At 62.6% G+C, this 25,660-nt stretch carries 26 protein-coding genes; 9 read left to right on the top strand and 17 right to left on the bottom strand.

Annotated elements, in window-relative coordinates:
- The first annotated feature begins 28 nt into the window (after positions 1-28).
- Positions 29-805, top strand: a complete 777-nt coding sequence (locus tag NL528_RS25525; RefSeq protein ID WP_309177210.1) for a hypothetical protein — start codon at positions 29-31, stop codon at positions 803-805.
- 202 nt (positions 806-1,007) lie between these two features.
- Here NL528_RS25525 and gltA read toward each other — a convergent pair whose 3' ends face one another.
- Together gltA and gltX are read right to left on the bottom strand one after the other, a co-directional pair.
- On the bottom strand, positions 1,008-2,312 hold the full coding sequence (gene gltA / locus NL528_RS25520) for a citrate synthase (RefSeq protein ID WP_309177209.1): 1,305 nt from the start codon (positions 2,310-2,312) through the stop codon (positions 1,008-1,010).
- 161 nt (positions 2,313-2,473) lie between these two features.
- Positions 2,474-3,898, bottom strand: a complete 1,425-nt coding sequence (gene gltX, locus NL528_RS25515) for a glutamate--tRNA ligase (protein ID WP_309177208.1) — start codon at positions 3,896-3,898, stop codon at positions 2,474-2,476.
- A gap of 202 nt (positions 3,899-4,100) precedes the next feature.
- Between gltX and NL528_RS25510 the strand changes: the two genes are divergently transcribed.
- Together NL528_RS25510 and NL528_RS25505 are read left to right on the top strand one after the other, a co-directional pair.
- Complete coding sequence (locus NL528_RS25510; protein ID WP_309177206.1) at positions 4,101-5,783, top strand: glutamine--tRNA ligase/YqeY domain fusion protein; 1,683 nt, start codon at positions 4,101-4,103, stop codon at positions 5,781-5,783.
- A gap of 8 nt (positions 5,784-5,791) precedes the next feature.
- Entirely contained in the window at positions 5,792-6,184 is a 393-nt protein-coding gene (locus NL528_RS25505) for a nuclear transport factor 2 family protein (RefSeq protein WP_309177205.1), read from the top strand.
- Positions 6,185-6,220: 36 nt separating this feature from the next.
- On the opposite strand, the gene glnA is transcribed toward NL528_RS25505, so the two are convergent.
- Complete coding sequence (glnA, locus tag NL528_RS25500; RefSeq protein ID WP_309177204.1) at positions 6,221-7,651, bottom strand: type I glutamate--ammonia ligase; 1,431 nt, start codon at positions 7,649-7,651, stop codon at positions 6,221-6,223.
- A 150-nt stretch (positions 7,652-7,801) separates the two neighbouring features.
- Positions 7,802-7,984, bottom strand: coding sequence for a hypothetical protein (locus NL528_RS25495; protein WP_309177203.1), 183 nt, complete (start codon positions 7,982-7,984; stop codon positions 7,802-7,804).
- 211 nt (positions 7,985-8,195) lie between these two features.
- On the opposite strand from NL528_RS25495, the gene NL528_RS25490 reads away from it, so the two are divergent.
- Complete coding sequence (locus NL528_RS25490; RefSeq protein WP_309177202.1) at positions 8,196-8,558, top strand: SPW repeat protein; 363 nt, start codon at positions 8,196-8,198, stop codon at positions 8,556-8,558.
- Positions 8,559-8,690: 132 nt separating this feature from the next.
- On the opposite strand, the gene NL528_RS25485 is transcribed toward NL528_RS25490, so the two are convergent.
- Positions 8,691-10,019, bottom strand: a complete 1,329-nt coding sequence (locus tag NL528_RS25485) for an MFS transporter (RefSeq protein ID WP_309177201.1) — start codon at positions 10,017-10,019, stop codon at positions 8,691-8,693.
- Between the two features lie 399 nt (positions 10,020-10,418).
- Here NL528_RS25485 and NL528_RS25480 point away from each other — a divergent pair, with 399 nt between their 5' ends.
- Positions 10,419-12,698, top strand: coding sequence for a ComEC/Rec2 family competence protein (locus tag NL528_RS25480; RefSeq protein WP_309177200.1), 2,280 nt, complete (start codon positions 10,419-10,421; stop codon positions 12,696-12,698).
- A gap of 85 nt (positions 12,699-12,783) precedes the next feature.
- Here the strand turns inward: NL528_RS25480 and NL528_RS25475 are convergent, their stop codons facing one another.
- The 6 genes from NL528_RS25475 to NL528_RS25450 all read right to left on the bottom strand — a co-directional run bounded on the left by NL528_RS25475 (position 12,784) and on the right by NL528_RS25450 (position 16,960).
- Positions 12,784-13,011: a hypothetical protein gene (locus NL528_RS25475; protein WP_309177199.1), complete on the bottom strand. Its 228-nt coding sequence runs from the start codon at positions 13,009-13,011 to the stop codon at positions 12,784-12,786.
- 133 nt (positions 13,012-13,144) lie between these two features.
- The gene (locus NL528_RS25470) at positions 13,145-13,573 is read right to left on the bottom strand and encodes a hypothetical protein (protein WP_074276551.1); all 429 of its coding nucleotides are present in this window, start codon (positions 13,571-13,573) and stop codon (positions 13,145-13,147) included.
- A gap of 213 nt (positions 13,574-13,786) precedes the next feature.
- Positions 13,787-13,993: a hypothetical protein gene (locus NL528_RS25465; protein WP_309177198.1), complete on the bottom strand. Its 207-nt coding sequence runs from the start codon at positions 13,991-13,993 to the stop codon at positions 13,787-13,789.
- A 193-nt stretch (positions 13,994-14,186) separates the two neighbouring features.
- On the bottom strand, positions 14,187-14,897 hold the full coding sequence (lexA, locus tag NL528_RS25460; RefSeq protein ID WP_309177197.1) for a transcriptional repressor LexA: 711 nt from the start codon (positions 14,895-14,897) through the stop codon (positions 14,187-14,189).
- Positions 14,898-15,097: 200 nt separating this feature from the next.
- Positions 15,098-16,324 carry a gephyrin-like molybdotransferase Glp gene (gene glp / locus NL528_RS25455; protein WP_309177196.1) on the bottom strand — a complete coding sequence of 409 codons (1,227 nt, stop codon included), beginning with the start codon at positions 16,322-16,324 and terminating at the stop codon, positions 15,098-15,100.
- Positions 16,325-16,333: 9 nt separating this feature from the next.
- Entirely contained in the window at positions 16,334-16,960 is a 627-nt protein-coding gene (locus tag NL528_RS25450) for an HAD-IA family hydrolase (RefSeq protein WP_309177195.1), read from the bottom strand.
- A 168-nt stretch (positions 16,961-17,128) separates the two neighbouring features.
- Here NL528_RS25450 and NL528_RS25445 point away from each other — a divergent pair, with 168 nt between their 5' ends.
- From NL528_RS25445 to NL528_RS25430, 4 genes are all read left to right on the top strand, one after another.
- Positions 17,129-17,416 (top strand): hypothetical protein, encoded by a 288-nt coding sequence (locus tag NL528_RS25445; RefSeq protein ID WP_074276554.1) that lies wholly within the window; start codon positions 17,129-17,131, stop codon positions 17,414-17,416.
- 67 nt (positions 17,417-17,483) lie between these two features.
- Positions 17,484-17,954, top strand: a complete 471-nt coding sequence (locus NL528_RS25440) for a hypothetical protein (protein ID WP_309177194.1) — start codon at positions 17,484-17,486, stop codon at positions 17,952-17,954.
- A complete protein-coding gene (locus NL528_RS25435; RefSeq protein ID WP_309177193.1) occupies positions 17,924-18,664 on the top strand; it encodes a hypothetical protein in 741 nt (246 codons plus the stop codon). The genes NL528_RS25440 and NL528_RS25435 overlap by 31 nt, the downstream gene beginning before the upstream one ends.
- A 24-nt stretch (positions 18,665-18,688) precedes the next feature.
- On the top strand, positions 18,689-19,522 hold the full coding sequence (locus NL528_RS25430) for a phytanoyl-CoA dioxygenase family protein (protein WP_309177192.1): 834 nt from the start codon (positions 18,689-18,691) through the stop codon (positions 19,520-19,522).
- Positions 19,523-19,598: 76 nt separating this feature from the next.
- Here the strand turns inward: NL528_RS25430 and NL528_RS25425 are convergent, their stop codons facing one another.
- The 6 genes from NL528_RS25425 to NL528_RS25400 all read right to left on the bottom strand — a co-directional run bounded on the left by NL528_RS25425 (position 19,599) and on the right by NL528_RS25400 (position 25,557).
- On the bottom strand, positions 19,599-20,321 hold the full coding sequence (locus tag NL528_RS25425; RefSeq protein WP_309177191.1) for an ABC transporter ATP-binding protein: 723 nt from the start codon (positions 20,319-20,321) through the stop codon (positions 19,599-19,601).
- Entirely contained in the window at positions 20,318-21,067 is a 750-nt protein-coding gene (locus tag NL528_RS25420; protein WP_309177190.1) for an ABC transporter ATP-binding protein, read from the bottom strand. Before NL528_RS25420 ends, NL528_RS25425 begins: the two co-directional genes overlap by 4 nt.
- Positions 21,064-22,017: a branched-chain amino acid ABC transporter permease gene (locus NL528_RS25415; RefSeq protein WP_309177189.1), complete on the bottom strand. Its 954-nt coding sequence runs from the start codon at positions 22,015-22,017 to the stop codon at positions 21,064-21,066. The genes NL528_RS25420 and NL528_RS25415 overlap by 4 nt, the downstream gene beginning before the upstream one ends.
- A complete protein-coding gene (locus tag NL528_RS25410) occupies positions 22,014-22,904 on the bottom strand; it encodes a branched-chain amino acid ABC transporter permease (protein WP_309177188.1) in 891 nt (296 codons plus the stop codon). Before NL528_RS25410 ends, NL528_RS25415 begins: the two co-directional genes overlap by 4 nt.
- Positions 22,905-22,958: 54 nt before the next feature.
- On the bottom strand, positions 22,959-24,215 hold the full coding sequence (locus NL528_RS25405) for an ABC transporter substrate-binding protein (protein WP_309177187.1): 1,257 nt from the start codon (positions 24,213-24,215) through the stop codon (positions 22,959-22,961).
- A gap of 88 nt (positions 24,216-24,303) precedes the next feature.
- Entirely contained in the window at positions 24,304-25,557 is a 1,254-nt protein-coding gene (locus tag NL528_RS25400) for an ABC transporter substrate-binding protein (RefSeq protein ID WP_309177186.1), read from the bottom strand.
- Positions 25,558-25,660: the final 103 nt, after the last annotated feature.

The raw sequence follows: 25,660 nt of genomic DNA, 5'->3' as shown, positions 1-25,660 counted from the left end.
CCGTCGCCACGGCACCGAAGACAAACGCATGGGCACGAAACGGAAGCGTTCGAAACCGGGGCTCCCGAAATGGGCGATCATCGCTGCGTGTTTCGTCGCGTGGTCCGACCCTGCCTTGGCCTATCGGCCGTTCGATGGAACAGATGCTGCGGTGGCAGCGCCGGGAGAGCTGGAAATCGAGTTTCAACCGGCCGGGCCCTTGCGTGAGAGTGGGACCACCACTCTGATTGCGCCGGCAACGGTTGTTAATTACGGATTGAGCGAGGGATGGGAAGCCGTGTTCGAGGGGGCGGGCCAAACTCCGCTGTCGCCTGCGGGCCCAACCAGCCTGACGGCAGCGGGAGCATTCCTCAAGCATGTGCTGCAGCCCGGCAGTCTGCAGGATAAGAGCGGCCCCAGCATCGCGACTGAATTTGGCGTGCTGCTTCCGGACAGCATGGGGAGTTCAGGCGTCGGCGCAAGCCTGGCCGGCATCGTCTCGCAGCGCTGGGATTGGGGAACCGTTCACTTGAATGCGGCGACCGCGCTGACCCGGACCCATCACGCCGATATCTTTCTTGGCGGCATCGTCGAAGGACCGTCAAAATGGTCAGTCCGGCCGGTTGCCGAATTCTTTTACGAGAAGGAATTTGGCCAATCCGAAACGATATCTGCCCTGATCGGCCTCATTTGGCGGGTCCAGGACAATCTCAGTTTCGACGTCGGGCTGCGTCACGCGCTCAGGAACGGCCATCCGGTGAACGAAATACGCGCAGGCTTGACGTTCGGCTTCCCGCTGCGGTTGTTCGGTGAACGCGCACCATAGTCCAGATGAGTTCGAATGCCTCTAGCGCCTGGATCTGGCCACTGCTGTCAACGACGAGGGAGACAAAGGGCTCGGGCGCAATGCGTCGCGGGAGCGTGAAGCTGCGTCGAAATTACTCTCAAAATGAAAAAGCCGGATGCGACGAACGCATCCGGCTTTCTAACGTAACGTCTTTCTAACGTAACGTATTGTGCAGCGCCTGTTACGTCCGCTTGGCGATATCGACGTAATCGCGGCGGGCGACGCCGGTGTAGAGCTGGCGCGGGCGGCCGATCTTCTGATGCGGGTCCTCGATCATCTCGCTCCACTGGCTGATCCAGCCGACGGTGCGGGCGACGGCGAACAGCACAGTGAACATCGAGGTCGGGAAACCCATCGCCTTCAGCGTGATGCCCGAATAAAAGTCGACGTTCGGGTAGAGCTTGCGGTCGATGAAGTAGGGATCGCTGAGCGCGATCTTTTCCAGCTCGAGTGCGACCTTGAGCATCGGATCGTCGCCATGGCCGGTCTCGCCCAGCACCGCGTGACACATTTTCTGCATGATCTTGGCGCGCGGATCGTAGTTCTTGTAGACGCGGTGGCCAAAGCCCATCAGGCGGACTTCGCTGTTCTTGTCCTTCACCCTCGCAATGAAGTCGGGGATTTTATCGACGGTACCGATGTCGGCCAGCATCGCCAGCGCAGCCTCGTTGGCGCCGCCATGCGCCGGACCCCACAGGCAGGCGATGCCGGCGGCGATACAGGCGAACGGGTTGGCACCGGAGGAGCCGGCGATACGCACCGTCGAGGTCGAGGCGTTCTGTTCGTGGTCGGCGTGCAGGATGAAGATCTTGTCAAGCGCGTCCGCCAGCACCGGATTGATCTTGTATTCCTCGCAGGGCACCGCGAAGCACATGTTGAGGAAGTTCTCGGCGAAGGTCAGCGAGTTCTTCGGATACACGAAGGGCTGGCCGATGGTGTATTTGAAGGCCATCGCGGCCAGCGTCGGGATCTTCGCGATCATGCGCATCGAGGCGATCATGCGCTGCTGCGGATCGTTGATGTCGGTGCTGTCGTGATAGAACGCGGCCAGCGCGCCAACCGATGCCACCATGACGGCCATCGGATGGGCGTCGCGGCGGAAACCCTGGAAGAAGCGGGCCATCTGTTCGTGAACCATGGTGTGATGGATCACGCGGTTGTCGAAGTCCTTCTTCTGCGCCGGGGTCGGAAGCTCCCCGTAAAGCAGGAGGTAGCAGGTTTCGAGGAAGTCGCCGTGTTCGGCGAGCTGCTCGATCGGGTAGCCGCGATATTCCAAAATACCGGCGTCGCCGTCGATATAGGTGATCTTGGACTGGCAGCTGCCGGTGGAGGTAAAGCCGGGGTCATAGGTGAACATCCCGGCCTGGCCGTAGAGCTTGGCGATGTCGATGACATCAGGCCCCACCGTGCCGCTTAAAATCGGGAAATCATAGGTCTTGTTACCGACCGTGAGGGTGGCTGTTTTGGTGCTGGATTTTGCGTCCATCGTGAAGTCCCCGATGAAATCGTTGCGAAAAACCGGGCTGACCTTGGTGCCATTCTACAGGAGATGGTGAGGCAGGCCGGGTTGTCTAGAAGGCTGCCTTAAATGGGTAGCTTATTGCCCTGTGCACTGCAAGATGGCCGCCGCGCAGGTGCGATACCACCTTATGCGGAGGCCTGATCGGCCAGCCGGGCCAGGCATTCCTGCCGTCCCAGCACCGCCAGGACATCGAAGATGCCCGGCGAAGTCGTCCGTCCGGTCAGCGCCACCCGCAGCGGCTGGGCAACGGCGCCAAGCTTGAGGTTGTTGGCATCCGCGAAATTCCGCATGGCGGTTTCAGCGGTCTCCGAACGCCAGTCGGTGACCGTTTCCAGCGCGGCGCGGAGCTTGCCGATCAGTTCGCGGGTTTCCGGCGTCAGCAAAGCCAGCGCCTTCGGCTCGATCTCGAGCGGCCGGTCGGCAAAGATGAAATAGGAACCCGCGATCAGCTCGATCAGCGTCTTGGCGCGCTCTTTCAAGCTCGGCATCGCCCGCAGCAATTGTGCGCGCGTGGTGTCGTTGAGTTTCGCCTTCAAATCGGCGCCGTCGGGCACGTAATCCAGCACGTTCTCGAACTGGCTCACGAGGAACTGATCGTCGCTGTGCCGGATATAATGGCCGTTGAGATTTTCCAGTTTTGCGAAGTCGAACCGCGCCGCGGATCGTCCGATCTGCGGCAGGTCGAATGCGTCGATCATCTCCTGGGTCGAAAAGATCTCCTGGTCGCCATGGCTCCAGCCGAGCCGCACCAGATAGTTGCGCAGCGCCGCCGGCAGATATCCCATGGCGCGGTAGGCATCGACGCCGAGCGCGCCGTGGCGCTTGGAGAGTTTTGAGCCGTCCGGGCCGTGGATCAAGGGGATATGGGACATGTTCGGGAGGTCCCATTCCAGCGCGTCGTAGATCTGTTTCTGGCGCGCGGCGTTGATCAGATGATCGTCGCCCCGGATCACATGGGTGATGCCCATGTCGTGGTCGTCGACCACCACCGCCAGCATGTAGGTCGGGTTGCCGTCACCGCGCAGCAGCACGAGATCGTCGAGGTTCTCGTTCTGCCAGACCACGCGGCCCTGAACCTGGTCCTCGATCACGGTCTCGCCGGTCTGCGGTGCCTTGAGCCGGATGGTCGGTTTCATGCCGGCCGAGGCTTCTGCGGGGTCGCGGTCCCGCCACAGGCCGTTATAGAGCCGCGTGCGGCCCTCGGCGCGCGCCTGCTCGCGCATCGCCGTCAGTTCTTCCTGGGTGGCGTAGCAGCGATAGGCCTTGCCGCTGGCCAGCAATTGCTCCGCCACCTCGCGGTGGCGGGCGGCGCGGGTAAACTGGTAGACGACGTCGCCGTCCCACTCGATCCCGAGCCATTTCAGGCCGTCGAGAATGGCCGCGATTGCGGGTTCGGTCGAGCGCTCGCGGTCCGTGTCCTCGATCCGCAGCAGCATTTTGCCGCCGCGCTTCCTGGCGTAGAGCCAGTTGAACAGCGCGGTGCGGCCGCCCCCGATGTGGAGGAAGCCGGTCGGCGAGGGGGCGAAGCGGGTTACGACGGATTCAGTCATTGCGGGGGCAGGGCCTATGCGTGAACGGCCGTGGTGTATAGCAGGAACCGTGCATAACTAAAGCCTTGGCAATTAAGAGCCTTGGCAATTAAGAGCCTTGGCAATTAAGGCCTTGGCCGCGCCCCGAATTCGGCGAACGCCACTTGGCGGCTCGGTGCGAATTTGGCAGAAGGTCCGCTTGAACGCCTGCGGGAACCCTTACATGACGACAGAAACGGCGGCGGCAGAGGCGGGGCGCGATTTCATTCGCGACATCGTCCAGGCCGATCTCGACTCCAAAAAGCACAAAGGGATCGTCACCCGATTCCCGCCGGAGCCGAACGGCTATCTGCACATCGGCCACGCCAAGTCGATCGCGCTCAATTTCGGTATCGCGCAGGAGTTTGCCGGGCGCTGCCATCTCAGGTTCGACGACACCAATCCGACCAAGGAAGAGCAGGAATATATCGATTCCATTCAGGCCGACGTGCACTGGCTCGGCTACGACTGGGGAACCGACCTCTATTACGCCTCGGACTATTTCGAGCGGCTGTATGACTGGGCGGAGGGCCTGATCAGGGACGGCCACGCCTATGTCGACGACCAGTCGCAGGAGGAAATCCGGTTTTCGCGCGGCACGCTGACGGAACCCGGCAAGAACTCGCCGTTCCGCAACCGGCCCATCGACGAAAACCTCGATCTGTTCCGCCGCATGAAGGCCGGCGAGTTTCCAAACGGCGCCCGCGTGCTGCGCGCCAAAATCGACATGGCCGCCGGCAATATCAATTTGCGCGATCCCGTGCTCTACCGGATCCTGCATGCCGAGCACCCGCGGACCGGCACGAAATGGTCGATCTATCCGAGCTACGACTACGCCCACGGCCAGTCGGATGCGATCGAGGGCATCACGCATTCGATCTGTACGCTGGAATTCGAGGACCACCGGCCGCTCTATGAATGGCTGCTGGACAAACTGCCGGTGCCGTCGAAACCGCGCCAGTACGAATTCGCGCGGCTCAATCTGACCTATACGCTGCTGTCGAAACGCGTGCTGACCCAGCTCGTGCGCGAAGGACATGTCGCCGGCTGGGACGATCCGCGGATGCCGACGATCGCAGGCTTGAAGCGTCGCGGGGTGCCGCCGGCGGCGGTACGCGAATTCGTAAAAAGGATCGGCGTGGCAAAGGCCAACAGCGTGGTCGATGTCGGTATGCTGGAATTCTGCATCCGCGAGGAGCTCAACAGGACGTCGTTGCGGCGCATGGCCGTGCTGCGGCCGTTGAAGGTCGTGATCGAGAATTATCCGGAAGGCCAGGTCGAGCAGCTCGAGGCGATCAACCATCCCGACGATCCCGCAGCCGGCACGCGCAAGATCGCGTTCGGCCGCGAGCTCTATATCGAGCGCGACGATTTTATGGAAAATCCGCCGAAGAAATTCTTCCGCCTCTCGCCGGGCACCGAAGTGCGGCTGCGCTACGCCTATTTCATCAAGTGCACCGGCGTGATTAAGGATGCGGCCGGCGAAATCGTCGAACTCCGCTGCACCTATGATCCCGCAACAAAGGGCGGCAACGCGCCCGACGGCCGCAAGGTGAAAGCCACCATGCACTGGCTGCCGGCGGCGCAGTCACGCCCTGCGGAAATCCGCATCTACAATCAGCTGTTTTTAAAACCCAGTCCGGACGCCGGCAATTTTGCCGCCGACATCAACCCGCAGTCGCTGGAAATTCTTGCCGACGCACGGGTCGAGAACGCGATTGCGGAAACCAATTCCAGCGACGTGATTCAGTTCGAGCGCCAGGGCTATTTTGTGCGGGATGCCGACTCGCGGCCGGACAGGCTCGTGTTCAACCGCACCATTGGGCTGCGCGACACCTTTGCTAAGGAAGTCGGCGGCAAAGGGTGAGGGCGGCGATGCGAAACGCGGCTGAAGACGTCGTAGCAGCGATCATCGAGCGATGGTCGGCTGGATTCAGCAAACTCGACGCCAACGCTCTCGCATCGCTCTACTCGAACAACGCCTTCTTCTTCGGCTCGAACCCGACGCTGTATCGCGGCAGCGAGGGCGTCGCCGCCTATTTCAACGGGCTGCCGCGCTGGGCTTCGCCGACCGTTCAATTTACCGATGTGAGGACCGCAGAGGTCAATGCCGATTTGATCAACTTTGCGGGCACCGCGTCTTTCTCTCTCGGGGAAGGCGAACCGCCGCTGTCGGTCAAGATCAGCTGGGTCATCGCGCGCGAGGGCGGTGAGTGGCGCATTGTCAGCCACCACGTCTCCTCCAAGACCCCGCTGATCGAGCGGTAAGCTGGTCGGATGTCAGCTGGCGCGACTGCTGCTAGACTAGATGTCGTAATAGAGATGAAACTCGTGCGGATGAGGGCGCAGCCGGATGGCATCGACCTCCTTTTTTCGCTTGTAGTCGAGCCAGGTTTCGATCACGTCGCGGGTGAACACTTCGCCGCGCAGCAGGAATGCGTGATCGCGTTCGAGCGCGTCAAGCGCCTGGTCCAACGATCCGGGCGTCGACTTCACGTCCTTCGCCTCGGCGGGCGGAAGGTCGTAAAGATTCTTGTCGATCGGCCTGCCCGGGTCGATCCGGTTGTTGATGCCGTCGAGGCCGGCCATCAGCATCGCGGCGAAGGCCAGGTAGGGATTACAGGACGGATCCGGCGAACGAAACTCGACGCGCTTTGCCCGCGGGTTCGGCGAATACATCGGAATGCGGCAGCAGGCTGAGCGATTGCGTTGGGAATAGACCAGGTTGATCGGAGCCTCATAACCCGGCACCAGCCGCCGATAGGAGTTCGTGGTGGGGGCGCAAAGCCCGCATAACGCCCAGGCGTGGGTCAGCAGCCCACCGATGTAGTAGCGGCCAAGCTCGCTCAGCTCGGCGTAGTCCGCCTTGTCGTAGAACAGGTTGGTTTCTCCCTTCCACAGACTCTGATGAACGTGCATTCCCGAGGCGTTGTCCTCGAACAGCGGTTTGGGCATGAACGTCGCGGTCATGCCGTTTTGGCGGGCAGTATTCTTCACCACGTATTTGTACATCATCAGATTGTCGGCCATGCGGGTGAGCGTGGTGAAGCGCATGTCGATTTCGTTTTGGCCGCCGGTTGCGACCTCATGGTGATGGGCTTCGATCGCGATTCCCAGCCGTTCCATCGTCAGCACCATTTCGGTGCGGAGATCCTGCATGCTGTCAGTCGGAGGAACCGGAAAGTATCCCTCCTTCGGGCGCGGCTTGTGGCCCAAATTCGGCGCTTCCTTCGTGCCGGTGTTCCAGCTGCCTTCGCTGGAATCAATTTCGTGGAAAGCGTAGTTGATACCCTGTCCGTAGCGCACGTCGTTGAATACGAAGAACTCGGCCTCCGGGCCGAAATAGCTCGTATCGGCGCGGCTGCTGCCCTTGAGGTAGATCTCGGCCTTCTGGGCGATATAGCGGGCGTCGCGGCTATAGGATTGACCGGTTACTGGATCCCTGATGTTGCAAATCAGGACCAGGGTCGTTGCCGAGGAAAACGGGTCGAGGAAGGCCGTCGTCGGGTCAGGGACGACCAGCATATCGCTTTCCTGGATCTCCTGAAAGCCGCGGATCGATGAGCCGTCGAATCCAATGCCCTCGTTGAGAGCATCGACATTCACTGCGCTCGGCGGAACGGAAAAATGTTGCCACACCCCCGGCAAGTCGGTGAACCGGAGATCGACCATCTGGACCTTCTCGTCCTTAATCGTCTTCACGAGATCTTCGGCTGTCGTACAATTCGGAACCATGGCTTAGCTCCTGTAAACGAGAGGGGGCGCCTCGAAGATCGTGCTGCCGTTCCGCTGCCGCCAAGCTCCCACGCCGCCGCCGCGCCGGCCTTGATCTGGCATGGTGGCGCTCGCATTCAGACACGCCTTGTCACGCGCGAGCCCGCAGTTTCAGCTTTGGTGCGGCCCGCGCATGAGCTTCATGGCGTCTTCGATATGCCGCCAGTCCTTGGCAAGTTCGGACTCGCCCTTCGCCTCAAGTTCGATGGCGTTCTGAGCAGCTTCCGCAATGGCCTTCACGCCGTGGGCTTCCAGTAACTGCCGCGCATAATCATGGATTTCGATTTCTCGCATGGCGTCATGCTCCTCTCGCTCTGCGCGCGGCCGTGAACTCCAGCCGGGCAGCAGAACCGTAGACGTTGACACCTATCAAGCCCGCACAGTTTCATCCTGGCGCGGGACAGTTGCAAGAGCCTCCTTCCAAATTATGGGCCGCCAGGATGTTGGCCGGATGCATTGTCATCAGTGCATCACCACATACAGGGAAGGAAGGGAGGTGAGCATCATGCGCATTCAACATTGGCAAGACGCCGGCAGCCTGTTGTTAGGCGTGTGGCTGGTCTTGTCGCCGTTCGCCTTGGGCTTCGCCGGGGCGGCTGTCTGGATAACCATGGCGCTTGGGTTATGCGTCATTCTGTTTGCCGTAGAAGGATTTGTCATTCCGTCCTATCTGGAGGAATGGGGAGAAATCCTCATCGGCTTGGCTCTCGTGGCGGCGCCGTGGACGGTCGGCTACCAGCCGGGATCGGCCACGGTAAACAGTGCGGTCTCAGGCATATTGGTGATTTTGCTTGCAGTCTGGGAACTAACGACCGATCGCGATTTCAGCACCTGGTGGCACGATCGCTGGCATCATTCGGCCAGCTGACATCATTCGGCCAGCGATGAGATAACGGTCGGGCTAAGAGGGCTCAAGCAGAGAGGCAGGATCTCGGCAACGTGGTCTATCGGTCGCGCCCTCAGCGCGGGGCCATGGCGGCCCCGCACTGGGGCGACTTTGTCACGATGCGGTTCGAGGCTCTATCGGTTGCCAGATGCTGATCTTGCGGGTCTCCGGCATCAGGAAGAGGGCGAGCACGAAGCACACCGCGGGCACTGCAATCGGGTAAATCAGCGCGTAACCAATGCTGCCGGTGGCCGCGAAAGCCGCCGAAGTGATGAACGGCACCAATCCGCCACCCCAGCCGTTGCCGATGTGATACGGCACCGAGACCGACGTGTACCTGATCCTGCCGGGGAAGAATTCCGCCAGGAACGCGCCGACCGGCCCGTATACCATCCCGACATAGCAAACGAGGATGAAGATGATGAAGACCGCGATCGGATAATTGATGTTACCGGGCTGCGTGACCGTTCCCAGCCACAGATAGAGCGGATAGTACGTGATCGCGGCGAGCAGCATGCCGCCCAGGATCACCGGCTTGCGGCCGATATGATCCGACAGCCAGCCGAAGAAGATCAGGCTCGGCGTTGCAATCAGCAACGCAGCTCCCACGATGTAGGCCGAGGTCACAGGGTCCACCTTGGAGACCTGCTGCAGAAAGTACAGCGCCCAGAACTGACCACTGTACCAGACAACTCCCTGTCCGATCAGAACGATGATGGCGATCCCGATGTACTTGATGTTGGCGCTCAGGAAAGCTTCCTTCCAGGGGTTCCTGGTCATCTGTCCGCGAGCCTTGATCTCCTGGAAGATCGGCGTCTCCTGGAGCTGGAGGCGGATGTAGATGGCGATGGCCACCAGCAGGAACGACAGCAGGAAGGGAACGCGCCATGCCCATTCGTCGAAGGCCTGATTACCGAAATAGGTTCGGGTAAGAACGATCACGGCCAATGACACCACGATCCCGAGTGTCGGAGAGGTCTGCAGCCAGCCAGTATAGTAGCCGCGCTTGTCGTCCGGCACATGCTCGGCAACATAAGTGATGGCGCCTCCATATTCGCCACCAAGGCACAGACCCTGGATCATGCGCAAGCCGAAGAGAAGGAATGCGGCCGCAAGACCGATCGACTGGTAGGTCGGGATCAACCCGATCGCCCCGGTACCCAGCCCCATTCCGCTGAGCGTAATGAGGAACGTATATTTGCGGCCGACCCGGTCGCCCATCCATCCAAAGAGAAATGCTCCCAGTGGACGGATCAGGAATCCTGCTGTGAACAGCGCGATCGTGCTCAGCAGCGCGGCGATGGGGTGGGATTGCTCGAAGAACTTGACCGACAAAACGGCGGCCAGGCTGCCAAAGATATAGAAGTCATACCATTCGATGACGTTTCCCACCGACGCAGCGACAATCACGCGGCGAAAATCACTCGGTATCTGAATTGCCATGTGCTGCTCCCGTTAATTCAAAGGCTTCTCCTCGCGTTTTTCAGCGCTATTCGCTCGCGGAGTACGCTTGATGCGCGACGGTACGGGCGGGAATTGCGAGTTGCGTCCGCAACGCCTGGTCTCAGGGAAGCCTTGAACTACCTGAGAGCTCCAGCGGCCTTCATACCGCGAGCCAACGTTGCCTCTGTCCCGTCTGGCCGAGAGCAGAGGCGCGACAGCAGTTTAATCCTAATGGGACTGGTGGCTTATGAGACTTTCGGCTCAATCGGCCTGAGGCAGGCGGAAGAGATCATCGCTGACGTCAGCATTTCCTCCGTATTCTGCATCTGTTCCGCTATCCCGGGACTAACACCTTCCGGTAGCCTTGGCCCTGCCAGGTGATCGTAAGGTGTAACGTTAGTGTCGGAGCAGGGCAGTACGCCGGGCGGCAGGCGAGGCTATGCCGGCACCTGGCCGCCGCGCCAGTTGGCGCAGGCGGGCGGCTATGTCCCGTCGCGCCCGAGCGCTTGGCCGGCGTTCGCCGAAACGCTGCGCCAATGGGTACGCGCGGAGGCCGGCGCCGGCCGTTTGTTGCCCTGGGTGCCCATCGCCTTCGGCACCGGCATCGCCTTCTATTTTGCCGCCGACCATGAGCCGGTGTTGTCGGTCGCGGCCATCGTCGCGATCGCGCTGTGCGCGGTGGCGGTGCTGCTGCGGCGGAAAAAGATGTTTCCCGCCGCGGTCATGATCGCCGCGGTCGCGGCGGGCTTTGCAGTTGCGACCTGGAAGACCGCGCGGATCGCGCATGGCGTGCTGGCGCGGCCGATGTTTTCCGTGGCGCTGACGGGTTTTGTCGAAACCCGCGACATCCGCGAGCGTACCGACCGTTTTGTGCTGCGCGTCGCGACGATGGAGAGCCCGCGCGGACAGACCAAACTGGAGCGCGTGCGGCTGTCGGTGAAGAAGGGCACCGCGCCCGATGTCGGCAGCTTTGTCGAATTGAAGGCGCGGCTGCAGCCGCCGCTCGCACCCTTGCGGCCGGGTTCCTACGATTTCGGCCGCGACCTGTATTTTCAGGGCATCGGCGCCTCCGGCTTTGTGATGGGGGCCATCAAGGCAAAGGAGCCGCCGGCCAGCGGCGGCCTTTTGCTCGGCTACGCCGCCTTCATGCAGGGCTTGCGCGACGCGATCGACGCGCGCATCCGCAACGTCCTGGAGGGCGACAAACGCGCCATCGCCACCGCGCTGCTCACCGGCCGCCGCGACGCGATCTCGGAGCCCGTCAATGATGCGATGTTCATTTCCGGCCTCGGCCATGTGCTGTCGATATCGGGCTATCACATGGCCGTCGTCGCCGGTGTGGTGTTCTTTGCGGTCCGCGCGCTGCTGGCGTTGTTCCCCGCGCTCGCCACGGGTTTTCCGATCAAGAAATGGTCGGCGGCGGCAGCATTGGTCGCCGCGGCGTTCTATCTCTTGCTGTCTGGCGCCGAGGTCGCGACGCAACGATCGTTCTTCATGACGGCGGTGGTGTTGATCGCGGTCCTGGTCGACCGACGCGCCATCACCTTCCGCACGCTCGCCGTCGCCGCGATGATCGTGCTGGCGATGGCGCCGGAGGCGCTGGTGCATCCGAGTTTTCAGATGTCGTTTGCGGCGACGCTTGGCCTGGTCGCGCTGATACAGATCGGGATGCCGCGTCTGTTCGCTTCACCCGACAATTCGGCGGCCGCCAGGGTCGCGTTGTGGGGCGGGCGGGAGATCATGACGCTGGTGCTGGCGTCGCTGGTGGCGGGGCTGGCGACGACGCCCTATGCCGCGTTTCACTTTCATCGCGTGACGCCGTACGGCCTGCTGGCCAATCTCGCCGCGATGCCGGTGGTGTCGGCGGTGGTGATGCCGGCGGGGCTGCTCGGCCTGGTTGCGATGCCGTTCGGTTTCGACGGCGTGTTCTGGGCGATCATGGGAGCGGGCATCGACTGGATGATCGTGGTGACGCAATGGGTCGCGGCGCTACCCGGCGCGGTCGGCCGCATGGCCGCCTTCGGCATCGGCCCGCTGATCACGGCGAGTGCTGCGATCATCCTGTTCGGGCTGCTCCGCACGCCGCTGCGCTGGTCGGGGGCAGCTTTGCTGCTGGTCGCGGTGGTGTGGGCCATCAGGGTGCCGCAGCCGGATATCCTGATTTCCGCCGATGGGCGCAATGTCGGCGTCCGCGGCGCAGATGGGCGGCTGCATCTGATGCGCACGGCCAAGGATGCCTTTTTGGTGAGGGAATGGCTGGCGGCGGATGCCGACGCGCGCCTCTCGACCGATGCCTCGCTGGCGGAGGGCGTCTCATGCGATGAGGCGGGCTGCGTGACCGAGGCGGCCGGCAGTGCGTTGGTCGCACTGGCGCTGCGGCCTGAGGCTCTCGCCGACGATTGCGAGCGCGCAGCGCTGGTGGTGAGCGCGCGGCAGCCGCCGGCTTCGTGCGCCGCTTCGGTCATGGGTCTCGAGCGCCTGCGGCGGCAGGGCGCATTGGCGCTGCGGCGAAGCCGCGACGGATTTACTGTCGACGCGGTCAAGCCCAGGGGTCTCGACCGGCCGTGGTCGCCGGGGATGGCCGGCGAGGCCGAGACAACGATCCTCGCGCCGCGCCTGGCTGCACCGCGCGCTATCGATGCAACGCCGGCGGAGGCCGATGTGCAGGCGGATGAGTAGTCTCTCGTTTGATGCGTTTTCTTCGAAAACGACGAGTAGTCCTTGGTTTGACGGGTTTTCTTCGAAAACGCTATGGGGGGCGCTGTTACTGTCTGTCCGGTAAGGGATGCGCCGGCACTTCGAACGCGCCGAGGTGAAATTCCTCCATGCCGTCCGCCGCCGCCGCCATCTGGACCAGCGTAAACGTCGCATCCGGAAATTGTTCCCAGATCGCCAGGTCTTCTGCTGCGACGTTAAGCCATCCGAATCTGAACATGTATCGGCCGGGCTCGGTGACGTGCCCGGCTTTTTGCCAACTGATCTTGGTGACCACCGGTCACTCCCTTTGGCATGTTTCGGCAACACACAGCTTTTTTGCGCCTCCGGATTGCGTACCGGAGGCGCTCCAATACGATTTCACTCACCGCGCGTCGCAACGCTCGCCGGCCGAAGCCGACGGCGAAGGATCAGCCGATCGAGATCGACGTCGCCGGACGCGTTTCGACAGCCGGAGCCGCGCGCTCGGTGATCGGATGAGTCACCGTCACCGGCAATTGCAGTACGCTGACCCGCTGTCCCTCGCAGAGCTGCGTCACCAGCACGAAGCTTCCGTCCGGAAACTCGACCGCGTCATGGTGACGTTCCCGAACATGCGGATCAATCATGTTGAACTTGCCGACGCGGAAGCCGACGGTCCGGGTCCAGATCCACCGGTTGTCGTATTTGACGTCTTCGGCAAACGCCAGCTCGGTGCCGGGAAGCATGCAGACCGCGACATTGGGTTCGCTCTCTGATGCAAATCCGCGGGTCGATGTGCCGCGGAATGTCGTGGTGATCAGCGTCTCTCCGACCTTGGCGGGGCGGGTTGCCATAGCGTGCAGACTATAGTCACACATCGGATGCTCCTCATTCGAGATAGCCGACCCGTGCCTCCTGTTGAGGCAACAGGCCTCTATCAGAGTGGAGACAGCTTACGCGCTTTTGTGGGCAATTGTGCGGCTGGCGTAGGCCTGTCAGATCACAAACGCGCTAACACGCGCTCGGTTCGAACCGTGCGTGCAAAAAAAAGCCCCGACTCCGCCGGGGTCTCTTTGTCGTTGCCGAGTTGATCAGTGACCGGCGGGTGCCGAGAAGCCGCCATAGGCCCAGCCGGACGGCGCGGGGGCGTCGACTGAATTGTTGGCGTTGCGGTATTGTCCGCCGGCCACCACGCGGTTCGCCTTGTTGGCGCGGTGCCGTTCGGCCGCTGAAGCGAACTGCGACGTCGATGCGGCAATCAATGCCGAAACCAGAACCGTCAAAATGGTCTTGCGCATGGTTGTCTCCTCGTGCTGCACGCTATTTTCGACGAAGCGGGTGCGCTTCGTTGCTTGCGTGCTGAGGATCTAGCGCCGGACTGGGCCGCGGATAATCCTTACGATTGCCGAAGGACCATCCATCAGGGGTGGATAATCCGCCCCTTGCAGGGAATCGAAAGCGGACCAGCGCGTCCGCTCAATACTTCCGGTCTCAATACTTCCGGTAAAGCCCGATCAGCTTGCCCTGAATCCTGACCCGATTCGGCGGCAGGATGCGGACTTCATAGGAGGTATTGGCGGGCTCGAGCGCGATCGAGGCGCCGCGGCGGCGGAAGCGTTTCAGCGTGGCTTCCTCCTCGTCGATCAGCGCCACCACGATATCGCCGGTGTCGGCGGTGTCGTTGCGCTGGATCAGCGCCATGTCGCCGTCGAGAATGCCGGCGTCGACCATGGAATCGCCGCGCACTTCGAGCGCGTAGTGCTCGCCGGAGCCGAGCATGTCCGGCGGCACGCTGATGGTATGGCTGCGGGTCTGCAGCGCCTCGATCGGCGTACCGGCGGCGATCCGGCCCATCACGGGCACCGCGACCGGGCGGTTGCCGTCGTCCTCGGAAGCACTGGCGCCGGAGCTGCGGACCTTGCCCAGCGTGCCTTCGATGACGCTCGGGGTGAAGCCGCGGCGGCCATTGCCGTTACCGCCGCCCGACAGCTCGGGCAGCTTGATGACCTCGATGGCGCGGGCGCGATTGGGCAGGCGGCGGATGAAGCCGCGCTCTTCCAGCGCGGTGATGAGTCGGTGGATACCGGACTTCGAGCGCAGGTCGAGCGCATCCTTCATCTCGTCGAAGGAGGGCGGCACGCCAGCCTCTTTCAGCCTTTCGTTGATGAAACGCAGAAGTTCATACTGTTTGCGCGTAAGCATCTCGAGCATTCCCCCGGTTGGTCGCGTCGTTCGATTCCCTGAGATCGGGAGCCTGATATCGGAAGTCCGAAACTCCCGTTCCTAGACACAAGGTCTCGAAACAAATCATGAACGGACACTATATGTTCGATACATGTTCCGCAACCACTTAATTTCCGGTGAACGGGACCCGGTTTTGCCGGAACGTGCCGCCCGGCGCTTCACTCCGGCAAACGCAGGAGCTCGCAGGGCGCGCCGGCACCGGCTGCGGGTGCAAACGGCGGACGTATCACAAGTGCCCTTGCCGCAGCGAGATTCCCGAGCAGCGAACTGTCCTGATGGGTGACCGGGGTTGCAATCAGCGTGCCGTCGGCGCGCTCCTCGAGGCGGGCGCGCAAGTAATCCTCGCGCTGGTCGTTGGCGGCGAGATCGCGGCCGAGCAGCGCCGTTTCTCTGGTGTGATGGACGCTGGCGCGGCCCGACAGCGCCCGAATCAACGGCACCAGAAACAGAAAACCGCAGACATAGGAGGAGACGGGATTGCCGGGCAGGCCGATCACCCGCATTGCGCCGAGCCGGCCATGCATCATCGGTTTGCCCGGCCGCATCGCGATCCGCCAAAACGCCATGGTGACGCGCTCCGCCTCCAGCGATTGCTTGACGAGGTCGTGGTCGCCGACCGAGGCGCCGCCGGTGGTGATCAGGATGTCCGCGCCGGATGCGCGGGCCCGGCGGATGCCCTCGGTGGTGGCCGCGACCGTGTCGGCGGCGATGCCGAGGTCGATGGTCTCGGCGCCCTCGGCCCGCGCCAGCGCGCGGAGCGCATACCCGTTGGAATAGACGATCTGGCCGGGGCCGGGGATGGTGCCCGGCATCACCAGTTCGTCGCCGGTCGCCAGCACCGCGACCTTCGGGCGGCGGCGGACGGCGAGTTCCGGATAGTTCATGCCGGCGGCGAGCGAGAGGTCGCGATCGGTGAGGCGGCTTCCCCCGGCAAGCAGCACGTCGCCCTCGCGGAAATCGACGCCGGCGGGGCGGATGTGCCGGCCGGTTTTCGCGGCCTCCGTGATGGTGATGTGGTCGCCGTCGACTGCCGAATCTTCCCGAATCGTGTCTTCCTGGATGATGACGGCATCGGCGCCGTCGGGGATCACGCCGCCGGTGAAAATCCGCACCGCCTCGTTGGCGCCGACCTTTTTCTCAAACGGGCGGCCGGCCGCGACCTCGCCGATCACCTTCAGCCGTGCGGTGAGATCACCGGCGTCCGCCGCGCGCACCGCATAGCCGTCCATCGCCGACATCGCCTGCGGCGGCTGGGTGCGCCGTGCCGCGACGTCGCGCGCGAGCACGCGATGCCAGGCGGCATCGAGCGCGACCATTTCTTCGGGCAACGGTTCTGCGCCCGCCAGGATCGCGCTGAGAGCATCGGCAACCGGCATCAAGGCCACGGCAAACTCCTAAATTCCGAGTGCAGCGAGCGCGTTCACGACATCATCGGGCGATGTCACGTGAACCGCAACCAGACCGCGCGCCCGGGCGCCTTCGATATTGGCGGCAACGTCGTCGAAGAACACGATGCGTTCGGCGGGCACGCCGATCGCTCTCACCACGTGATCATAGGCTGCCGCATCGGGCTTTCGAAGCCCGATGCTCGATGACAAAAACACTTCGCGGAAATGGCCGAGCACATCGGCATAGGCTTTCGAGAAATGCGCGACATGCGGCCGGTTGGTGTTGGAGAAGGCGTAAAGCGGCAGGTGGGCCGCCGCGCGCTTCAAAAGCGGTGCGATGCCCGGCATTTCGCCGGCAAAGATCGCGTTCCAGCCCTCCAGGAACTGGGCATCGGAAATGCCGATGCCGAGCGCGTCGCGCAGGCTTTGAAAGTAGGCCGCGTCCTCGATCTTGCCGACCTCGTGATCCCGGTAGGATGCTTCGCGGACGAATCGCGCGGCAAGGTCGGCCGGCGCACGGCCGGCATGGCCGGCCCAGCAGGCCAGCGCCTTGCCGAAATCGATATCGAGCACCACGCGGCCGAGATCGAACAGCAACGCGTCGGCGGAGTTGGGGGCGAGGCTTGAGATCATCCCGGTCGTTTACAAAACCGGATCAATTCGGGCAATGGCTGGACGGTATCGGCCGCAGCCTCATCCTGGCCGTTCCATAATTTCGGCTATTCAATGCTGCACGTGAACTTGCCGCGCGCTATGATATGCTCTCGTGGAGAGCCTGCGCAGGTCGAGGGAGCAATACGCATGAAAATCTTGGGCGCCGTCGCCGTTATCGCGTTGCTGGCCGGGCCGGCCTATGCCCAGTCGCAGTCGGTTCCCAGATATGGCGACGTCGACAAGGGCAAGTCGCCGCAGGAGATCGAGGCCGACAAAGAGGCTGAGAAGGCCTACAAGAGGTCGCTAAGCAATATTCCGGAACAGAAAAGCGCGGACCCCTGGGGTGCTGTGCGCAGCGACAATGCGCCGAAGGCCCCGGCCAAGACTGCCCACGTTAAGCCGAAGGCCAAGACCGACAGCGCCGCGAAGCAATAAAAATATAAAAGAACGTCTGCTGGCACCGCGCCGGGATCATGGTGACCGGGATGCGAGGAAACAAAACATGTCGGGAACCCTGCTGTTTTCACCGATGACGATCCGCGCCGTCGAATTGCGCAACCGGATCGTGGTGCCGCCGATGCATCAATATTCGGCCATCAAGGGTTTTCCGACCGACTGGCATCTGATGAACGCCGGAAAATTCGCCGCCGGCGGCGCCGGGCTCGTCGTGGTCGAGTCGACCAAGGTCGAGCGGCGCGGCTGCGGCACGGTCGGCGATCTCGGCATCTGGGATGACGCCTTTGTCGAGCCGCTCAGCCGGCTCGCCAAATTCATCAAGCAGCAGAATTCGGTCGCCGGCATTCAGCTCGGCCATTCCGCAAGGCGCGCGCCACAAGGCCATGGAAAGGCGACCGGCCGCTGCAGCGGACGCCCGAAATCGAGGACTGGGACGCCTGGTCGCCGGTGGAGCCGAGCGCGATTGCCCATAGCGAGCGATGGCCGGTGCCGAAGGCGCTGGCGCGGGGCGAGGTGAAAGATTTGGTGCAGGCCTGGGGCGACGCCGCGCGGCGGGCGCATGAGGCCGGCTTCGATGTGCTGGAACTGCACGGCGCGCATGGTTACCTCGTGCACCAGTTCCTGTCGGAACGATCCAACGCGCGCACCGATGAATATGGCGGGTCCGAACTGAACCGGATGCGCTTCATCACCGAAATCACCGAAGCGGTGCGGACGCACTGGCCCGATCACAAGCCGCTGTTCGTCCGCCTGTCGGTGGAGGACAATGCCGGCTGGGGCCCCGAACAGAGCGCGCGGCTCGCGAAAACCCTCAAGACAAAAGGCGTCGACGTCATCGACTGCTCGTCCGGCGGCATCACCGAAATGGCGCCGATCCTGGGCAAGGAAATCAAATACAGTTACCAGGTGCCGCTGTCGGAATACGTCAAGCGCCACGCCGATATCATGACCATGGCGGTCGGGCTCATCATCCACGGCGATCAGGCCGAACAGATCCTTCGCGACGGGCAGGCCGATCTGATCGCGGTCGGCCGCGAGATCCTCAACAACCCGAACTGGCCGATGGACGCGGCGCTGAAGCTCGGCGTCGAAGGCCCGTTCCGCAACGTCCCGCCGCAGTTCGGCTATTGGCTGGGTACGCGGGCCAAACGCGGGTTCGGGACGCAGCCATCGACATGGCAAAACGGGCTGGGTGAGGACAGCGTCAAAGGGGACACCCTTCGCTAAAACAAGAAACATCGGAGGAAGCCCGTGCCGAAATTGCTGAGCGAACACGACGTCGCTGATTATCGCGACCGCGGCTATCACTTCCCGGTCGATGCGCTCAGCGCCGGCGAAGTCGCTGATTTCCGCCGCAAGCTCGAGGACTATGAAACCGCCAGCGGCGGCCCGATCAAGGCGGAGATGCGCCATCGCAGCCACGTGCTCTTCACCTGGATCGACGAGATGATCCGGCACCCCAAAATCCTCGATGCGATCGAGGATTTGCTCGGGCCTGACATCCTGTGCTGGAATACCAGCTTCTTCATCAAGGAAGCGCATGATCCGGGCTTCGTGTCCTGGCATCAGGATGCCACTTATTGGGGTCTCAGCTCATCCGATGTAGCGACCGCCTGGATCGCGATGTCGCCAGCCAACAAGGTTTCCGGCTGCATGAAGTTCATCGCCGGTACCCACACGCAGCAAGTCCAACACGAGGACACGTTCGACCAGAACAATTTGCTGACCCGAGGCCAGGAGATCGCGGTCGATGTCGATGAGGCTAAGGCGGTCTATGTGGAGCTGAAGCCCGGCCAGGCATCGCTTCATCATGTGCTGCTGTTTCACGGATCGGAGCCGAACCGCTCCGACGACCGGCGCATTGGTCTTGCCGTCCGCTACATCCCGACCCATTTGAAGCAGGCGGTGGGCGCGCGGGATTGGGCGACGCTGGTGCGCGGCAAGGATAGCTACCGCAACTTTCTGCCAGCGCACGTGCCAAAGCGCGACCTAGAGCCCGAGGCGCTGGCTTTTCACAAGGAAGTCTCGGAAGAGCAGGTACGCGTGCTTTATCGCGGTACTGGCAAGACCGCCTACCGCGTGTGAGGCGGCATACCTTGCACGTCACGCCGGACATACACGAGCGGAACGTCCTTCAGGCGGCTGTGCTCGGCCATCACGCTCACGTCAGCGTCCATTCCTCGGCGCTGGCGCCGGCCAGCGCGCGGACGCGGGCTTCGTCGGCGGCGAGTTCGTGCGCGGTTCCGGAATAGACCACGATGCCGTCGTCCAGCACATAGGCGTCGTCGGCGATTTCGAGACTCATGCGCGCGTTCTGTTCGACCAGCAGAACGGAAATGCCCTCGGCCTTCATCTGCTGGACGATGCAAAACACCTCGCGCACGATCAGCGGCGCCAGGCCCTGCGAGGGTTCGTCGAGAATGAGCAGGCGGGGATTGAGCAGGAGCGCGCGCGCGATCGAGAGCATCTCCTGTTCGCCGCCGGAAAGCTGGCGGCCGCGATAGAGCTTGCGCTCCTCGAGGCGGGGGAACAGCTGGTAGATCCGCTCGATGGTCCACGGGCCGCCGCGCTCGAGCGGGACTTTAAGATTTTCCTCGACGCTGAGATTGGCGAAGATGCGCCGGCCTTCGGGCACATAGCCGACGCCGCTGGCTGCGATCCGGAAGGTCGGCCAGCGCGTGGTATCCGCGCCGAAGACGGAAACCTTGCCTTCGCGCGGCGGCGTCAGGCCCATCAGGCTGCGCAGCGTCGTGGTCTTGCCAGCGCCGTTGCGGCCGAGCAGGGCGGTGATTTTGCCCTCGGCCACTTCGAGGCTGACGCCATGCAGGATGTGGCTCTTGCCGTAATAAGTGTGCAGGCCTTCGGCGATCAATGCGGCGGTCATGCGGCGGTGCCCAGATAAGCGGCCTGAACGGTCTCGTTGGCGGCGATTTCCTGCGGCGTGCCCTGCGCCAGCATCCTGCCCTGATCGAGCACGCAGATGCGGTCGGCAAGATGAAACACCACGCGCATGTCGTGTTCGATCAGCACGATGGTGTAATTGCTTTCGCGGTGCAGGCGGCGGATCAGTTGCGTGATCTGAAACGTTTCCTGATCGCCCATGCCGGCAGTCGGCTCGTCGAGCAGCAAGAGATGCGGCTTCAGCGCCAATGCCATCGCGATTTCGGCGGCGCGCTGGTCGCCATGCGCGAGTTCGCCGACCAGCCTGTCGGTCTTGGTTTCCAGCGACACCAGCTTGAGCGTCTCCTCGACGCGGGCATGGACTTGCGCCTGTTCGGCGCGGTTGATCCACGGCCGCAACCGGTATCCGCTGGCGACCTCAGTGGCGATGCGGACGTTTTCGAACACGGTGAGTTCGGGAAAGATCTCGGTGACCTGGAAGGTTCGCGCCATGCCACGGGTGACGCGCTCATGCGTGGACAGTTTTGTGATGTCCTGGCCGTCGAAGCTGATGCTGCCGGAAGTCGGTGGAAAAAATCCGGAGATCAGGTTGAAGAAGGTGGTCTTGCCGGCGCCGTTCGGGCCGATGATGGCGCACATCTCGCCCTTGGCCACGTTCAGCGATACATCGCGCACCGCCACGAGATTGCCGAAGCGCTTGGTGACGCCGTTGATTTCGAGGACGTTCATGCCTTGCTCCGCTGCAGGAAGCCAAGCAGGCCGCGCGGGAAAAACAACACCACCAGCACAAACAGAAGGCCGACGAACGACATCCAGTTGACGGTGACGCTGGACAGATAATCCTGCAGCACCACGAACACGGTGGCGCCGAGCAGCGGACCCCAGAAGCTGCGCATGCCGCCCATCACCGCCATCATGACGAAATCGCCGGATTGGCTGTAATGCAGGCCCTTCGGATCGGCGAAATTATTGACCAGCGCATAGAGCGCGCCGGCCAATCCCATGAAGAAGCAGGACAGGGTGAAAGCGATCCAGATGTGCCGTTCGACGGGAATGCCGAGAAAACGCGAGCGCCGCTCGTTCTCGCGGATCGCGATCATGGTGCGGCCGAACGGCGAACGCAGAATAAATCCCATGGCGCCGACGGCAAGCGCGAAACAGAACAGGACGAAGAAGTAGAAGTTGTTGGCGCTGGAGAGGATGTCGATCTTGAACAGGCCAAGGTCGAGCGGCTGGCGCGAGAAGCCGCGCAGGCCGTCATCGCCGCCGGTCAGCGAGCTCCATTGAAACGCGATGTAGTAGAACACCTGGCCGAAGGCGATGGTCACCATGGCAAAGTAGACGCCGCGCCGCCGCACGATCAGCGTGCCCAGGAGGCCGCCGCAAACACCGCCCAGCAGCATTCCAAGCAGCAGCGCCAGCGGCGTGCTCGCCGCGAGAAATTTCAGCGTCAGCCCGGCGCCGTAGGCGCCGAGGCCGAAATAAGCGGCGTGGCCGAACGACAGCACACCGGTAAATCCCAGCAGGAAATTCAGCGACATTGCGGCGAGGCCCAGCACCAGGACGCGGGTGGCGAGCGCGGTGTAGCCGCCGAGCGGCACCATCCAGTAGGGGGCGAAGATCAGGGCGGCCCAGATCGCCGCGAGGACGATCAGCTTGCGGGTCTGCTCGGTGGTCAAGACATCATTCCTTCTTCGCCCAAGAGTCCGCGCGGGCGTATCAGGAGGACCACCGCCATCATGACATAGATGACCGCCTCGCTGGCGGCGGGAAGGAATACCGCGGTCAATCCCGAGGCCACCCCGATCAAGAGGCCGCCGAGCAGGGTTCCCGGCAGGCTGCCGATGCCGCCGACGATAATGGCGATGAAACTCGGCATCAAAAGGCCGGTCCCCATGGTCGGTTCAAGCCCCAATTGCCCGGCCGCGAGCACGCCGCTGAGGCCGGCCAGGAAAATGCCGACCGCGAAATTGAGCGAGCGCAGCAGTTGCACGTTGATTCCGAGGGCGGCAACGGTCTCGAGATCGAGGGTGCCGGCGCGGATGCGGATGCCCAGCCGCGTATAGCGCAGCAGCACGAACAACAGCGTGACCGCGATCACCACCACGGCCACCATGAACAGGCGATAGCCGGTGATGAAAAAGAAATCATTGCTCAGGGGTTGCGCCAGAAACGGCGGAATGGTGACGGGCTTGCCCTGCGGCCCGAAGATGAAGCGGGTGCCGTCCTCGATGATGAAGGCCAACCCAAACGTGAGCAGCAGGCTGTACAGGGGATCGCGCCCGTAGAGCGGCCGGATCAGCACGCGCTCGACCACGAGCCCGATCACGGCGGTCAAGGGCGGCGCGATCAGGAGTGCGCCCCAGAAGCCGATATAGGGCGTGATCGCATAGGCGATGTAGCCGCCGATGACGAGAAATCCGCCGTGGGCGAAATTGATGGTGTTGCTGAGGTTGAGAATGAGCGACAGGCCAAGCGCCATCAGCACGTAGAACGCGCCGACGATGAGCCCGTTGGTGATGTTGAACAGCAGAAGCAGGGTCATCGGGTACCGGATAATGGACATGGAATTGATCCGGGAGAAATCGCTCCCGGGGTCGAGGGCATCGCGGACTTCATGTTACGCCGGCCACTGGACTTTGCAGCCTGTCTCCTCAATGGTAGGCGCGGTCTTGTCGCCCGGCACGACTTCGTCGACCCGGTAGAGATCTTCCGGATCGTCCTTGCCTTTCGACTGCGCCTCGCCGACGAAGGCTGACGTCATCAGCTGATGGTCGCCCTTGCGGTAATAGACCTTGTTCGGCTGCAGCTTGACGTCGTCCGGCAACTCGAAATTCTCCAGCGCCGCTGCCAGCTTCACCGCGTCGAGCGACTTCTCCTTGTTTGCCACCAGGGCAAAGGACATCGCCGAGGCGTAGCCGAACCAGTGCCGCGCGGTCGGCACGTTGCCCTTGTTGACCTTGCGAATGTCGGCGACGAATTTCTCGACCCCCGGCACGCCCGGCTGTTTCCAGTACCATTCGAACATCCAGACGCCGATCCGCGCTTCCGGCGGCAGCGCGGCGAGCGATTCCAGCTCCTGCTGCGTTCCCGCGACGTGGATCTGTTTGTCGAGGCCGAACTGCACCACCTGCTTGAGGCAGTTGATCATGTCGGAGCCCTGCACCAGCAGGATCATGACGTCGGGGTTCGCCGCCCGCGCCTTGATCAGATAGGCCGAGAAATCCGTGGTGCCGAGCGGCGTCAGCTCGTTGCCGGTGACCGTGCCGCCGAGCTTCTTCAGATCGTCGGTGCAGGCGTCATACAGCGTGTGGCCGAAGGCATAGTCGGGGGTGATGAAGTGCCATTTCTTGCCATACTTGCTGTACAGCACGCTCGATACCGAATTGGCTTCCATCCGCGTGGTGTTGCAGACCCGGAACACATTCCATTTGCAATCCTTGCCCGTGATCGAGTCGGTGTGGCCGCCGGAGACGATGTGCAGGATCTTCTTTTCGCTGGTGACCTGGGCGATCGCAGCCGCAATGCCGGAATTGACGTCGCCGATCATGAAATTGACCCCGTCGCGCTCGATCAGCTTGCGCGCCTTCTGCACGCCGGTGCCGACGTCATTGGCGGAATCTTCCACCAGCAATTCGACCTGGCGTCCGAGAATGCCGCCTTTGGCGTTCATCTGCTCGATGGCCAGTTTGGCGCCCATCACCTCATTGCCGGCGGGCGCGGCATAGACGCCGGTGAGGGGATCGACCATGCCGATCCGGACCGCGGTCTCGCCGCGGGCCTGGATGATGAAGGGGGAAGCCACCTGAATTGCGCCGAGTGCGGCGGCGCCCTTGAGAAGCGTGCGGCGTTCGATTCTTGGGGTGAAGGATGTCATGGGCTTGTCCTCGTTGGGAGGTTCAGATTCTTGTTGCAGAAGTGATTTCGCCCGGTGCGGTCAGGCACCAGGCGAAATCCGTTTCGGTTCAGGCTGGCCACTGAATCTTGCAGCCGGTGTTTTCGACCGGTCCGGCGGCCTTTTCGCCGGACACGGGGGTGCGTATCGTGAACATATTGTCCGGGTCGCCCTTCGGCGGGTGCGCCTCGCCGACAAACACCGTGCTCATCAATTCATGGTCGCCGGCGCGGTACTCCGGCGCTCCCGGTTGCAGGGCGACTTCCGGCGGCAGCTTGAATCCGGCAAGCGCATGCGCCAGCTTGGGTGCGTCCAGTGTTTTCTCCTGGTTCGCGATCAGCGCCAGCGTCTGCACCGACGCATAGCCGAACCAGTTGCGGGCGGTGGCAGAGGCGCCTGTGATCTTCTTGATCGCGGTGTTGAATTCCGCGACATGCGGCACGCCCGGCTGGTCCCACCACCATTCCATCGTCCACCATCCGACGCGCGCGCCATCGGGCACGGCGCGGATGCTCTCAAGCTCGAACAAGGCGCCTCCGACGGCCATCTGCTTGTCGAGGCCGAACTGGACGAACTGCTTGAGGCTCGAGACCTGGTCGCCGCCGCCCATGACGTTGATCAGCACCTGCGGACCGTACGACTTGGCCTGAATCAGGTAGGCGGAGTAATCTGCGGTGCCAAGGGGGACGAGGGAGCCGGCGGAGGTGCCACCCGCGGCTTTCAGGACTTTTTCGAATCCGGCCTGCACCGAATGACCATACGCATAATCCGGCGTCAGGAAGTACCACTTCTTGCCGAACTTCTCTATCAGCGTGGTGGCGATCGCGTTGGCATCCATGGTCGTGGAGTTGCAGACCCTGAACACGTTCCAGGAGCAATTTGCGCCGGTGACGGGATCGGTGTGGCCGCCCGAGACGATATGGAGCACTTTCTTTTCGCTGGTGACCTGCGCCATCGCGATCGCGATACCGGAGTTCACGTCGCCGATGATGAAGCTCACCTGATCGCGCTCGATCAGCTTGCGGGTTTTCTGCACGCCGGTGCCGACGTCATTGGCGGAGTCTTCTATCAGCAGCTCGACCGGCCGGCCCAGGATGCCGCCCTTCTTGTTGATCTCTTCGGCCGCGAATTTCGCCCCGACCACTTCGTTCTGCGCGATTGCGGCATAGACGCCGGTGAGCGGATCGACCATGCCGATCCGCACCGGCGTTTCGCCGCGGGCCTGAATGATGAAGGGGGAAGTAACCTGCACTGCAGCAATAACGGCGCTTGTCTTTAGAATAGTCCTGCGATCGACCGACCAGGGCCGTTGCGGCTTACCCATGCGTGTCCTCCCAGACAATATGAACCAGACAGTATGAACATGTCCCGATAGCCGGCATTCTCTCGATGCCTTTGGCCATTGAGCTAAGCGTAGCCCTTCCGAA

This window comes from Bradyrhizobium sp. Ash2021 (assembly GCF_031202265.1).
Taxonomy (GTDB): domain Bacteria; phylum Pseudomonadota; class Alphaproteobacteria; order Rhizobiales; family Xanthobacteraceae; genus Bradyrhizobium.
This window is presented reverse-complemented; position numbering and strand designations above follow the sequence as displayed.

Bases quoted from the DNA above. Each gene is read 5' to 3' on its own strand.
- NL528_RS25525 (WP_309177210.1), top strand. From the start codon at position 29: ATGGGCACGAAACGGAAGCGTTCGAAACCGGGGCTCCCGAAATGGGCG.
- gltA (WP_309177209.1), bottom strand. From the start codon at position 2,312: ATGGACGCAAAATCCAGCACCAAAACAGCCACCCTCACGGTCGGTAAC.
- gltX (WP_309177208.1), bottom strand. From the start codon at position 3,898: ATGACTGAATCCGTCGTAACCCGCTTCGCCCCCTCGCCGACCGGCTTC.
- NL528_RS25510 (WP_309177206.1), top strand. From the start codon at position 4,101: ATGACGACAGAAACGGCGGCGGCAGAGGCGGGGCGCGATTTCATTCGC.
- NL528_RS25505 (WP_309177205.1), top strand. From the start codon at position 5,792: ATGCGAAACGCGGCTGAAGACGTCGTAGCAGCGATCATCGAGCGATGG.
- glnA (WP_309177204.1), bottom strand. From the start codon at position 7,651: ATGGTTCCGAATTGTACGACAGCCGAAGATCTCGTGAAGACGATTAAG.
- NL528_RS25495 (WP_309177203.1), bottom strand. From the start codon at position 7,984: ATGCGAGAAATCGAAATCCATGATTATGCGCGGCAGTTACTGGAAGCC.
- NL528_RS25490 (WP_309177202.1), top strand. From the start codon at position 8,196: ATGCGCATTCAACATTGGCAAGACGCCGGCAGCCTGTTGTTAGGCGTG.
- NL528_RS25485 (WP_309177201.1), bottom strand. From the start codon at position 10,019: ATGGCAATTCAGATACCGAGTGATTTTCGCCGCGTGATTGTCGCTGCG.
- NL528_RS25470 (WP_074276551.1), bottom strand. From the start codon at position 13,573: ATGTGTGACTATAGTCTGCACGCTATGGCAACCCGCCCCGCCAAGGTC.
- NL528_RS25465 (WP_309177198.1), bottom strand. From the start codon at position 13,993: ATGCGCAAGACCATTTTGACGGTTCTGGTTTCGGCATTGATTGCCGCA.
- lexA (WP_309177197.1), bottom strand. From the start codon at position 14,897: ATGCTTACGCGCAAACAGTATGAACTTCTGCGTTTCATCAACGAAAGG.
- NL528_RS25450 (WP_309177195.1), bottom strand. From the start codon at position 16,960: ATGATCTCAAGCCTCGCCCCCAACTCCGCCGACGCGTTGCTGTTCGAT.
- NL528_RS25445 (WP_074276554.1), top strand. From the start codon at position 17,129: ATGAAAATCTTGGGCGCCGTCGCCGTTATCGCGTTGCTGGCCGGGCCG.
- NL528_RS25440 (WP_309177194.1), top strand. From the start codon at position 17,484: ATGTCGGGAACCCTGCTGTTTTCACCGATGACGATCCGCGCCGTCGAA.
- NL528_RS25425 (WP_309177191.1), bottom strand. From the start codon at position 20,321: ATGACCGCCGCATTGATCGCCGAAGGCCTGCACACTTATTACGGCAAG.
- NL528_RS25420 (WP_309177190.1), bottom strand. From the start codon at position 21,067: ATGAACGTCCTCGAAATCAACGGCGTCACCAAGCGCTTCGGCAATCTC.
- NL528_RS25410 (WP_309177188.1), bottom strand. From the start codon at position 22,904: ATGTCCATTATCCGGTACCCGATGACCCTGCTTCTGCTGTTCAACATC.
- NL528_RS25405 (WP_309177187.1), bottom strand. From the start codon at position 24,215: ATGACATCCTTCACCCCAAGAATCGAACGCCGCACGCTTCTCAAGGGC.
- NL528_RS25400 (WP_309177186.1), bottom strand. From the start codon at position 25,557: ATGGGTAAGCCGCAACGGCCCTGGTCGGTCGATCGCAGGACTATTCTA.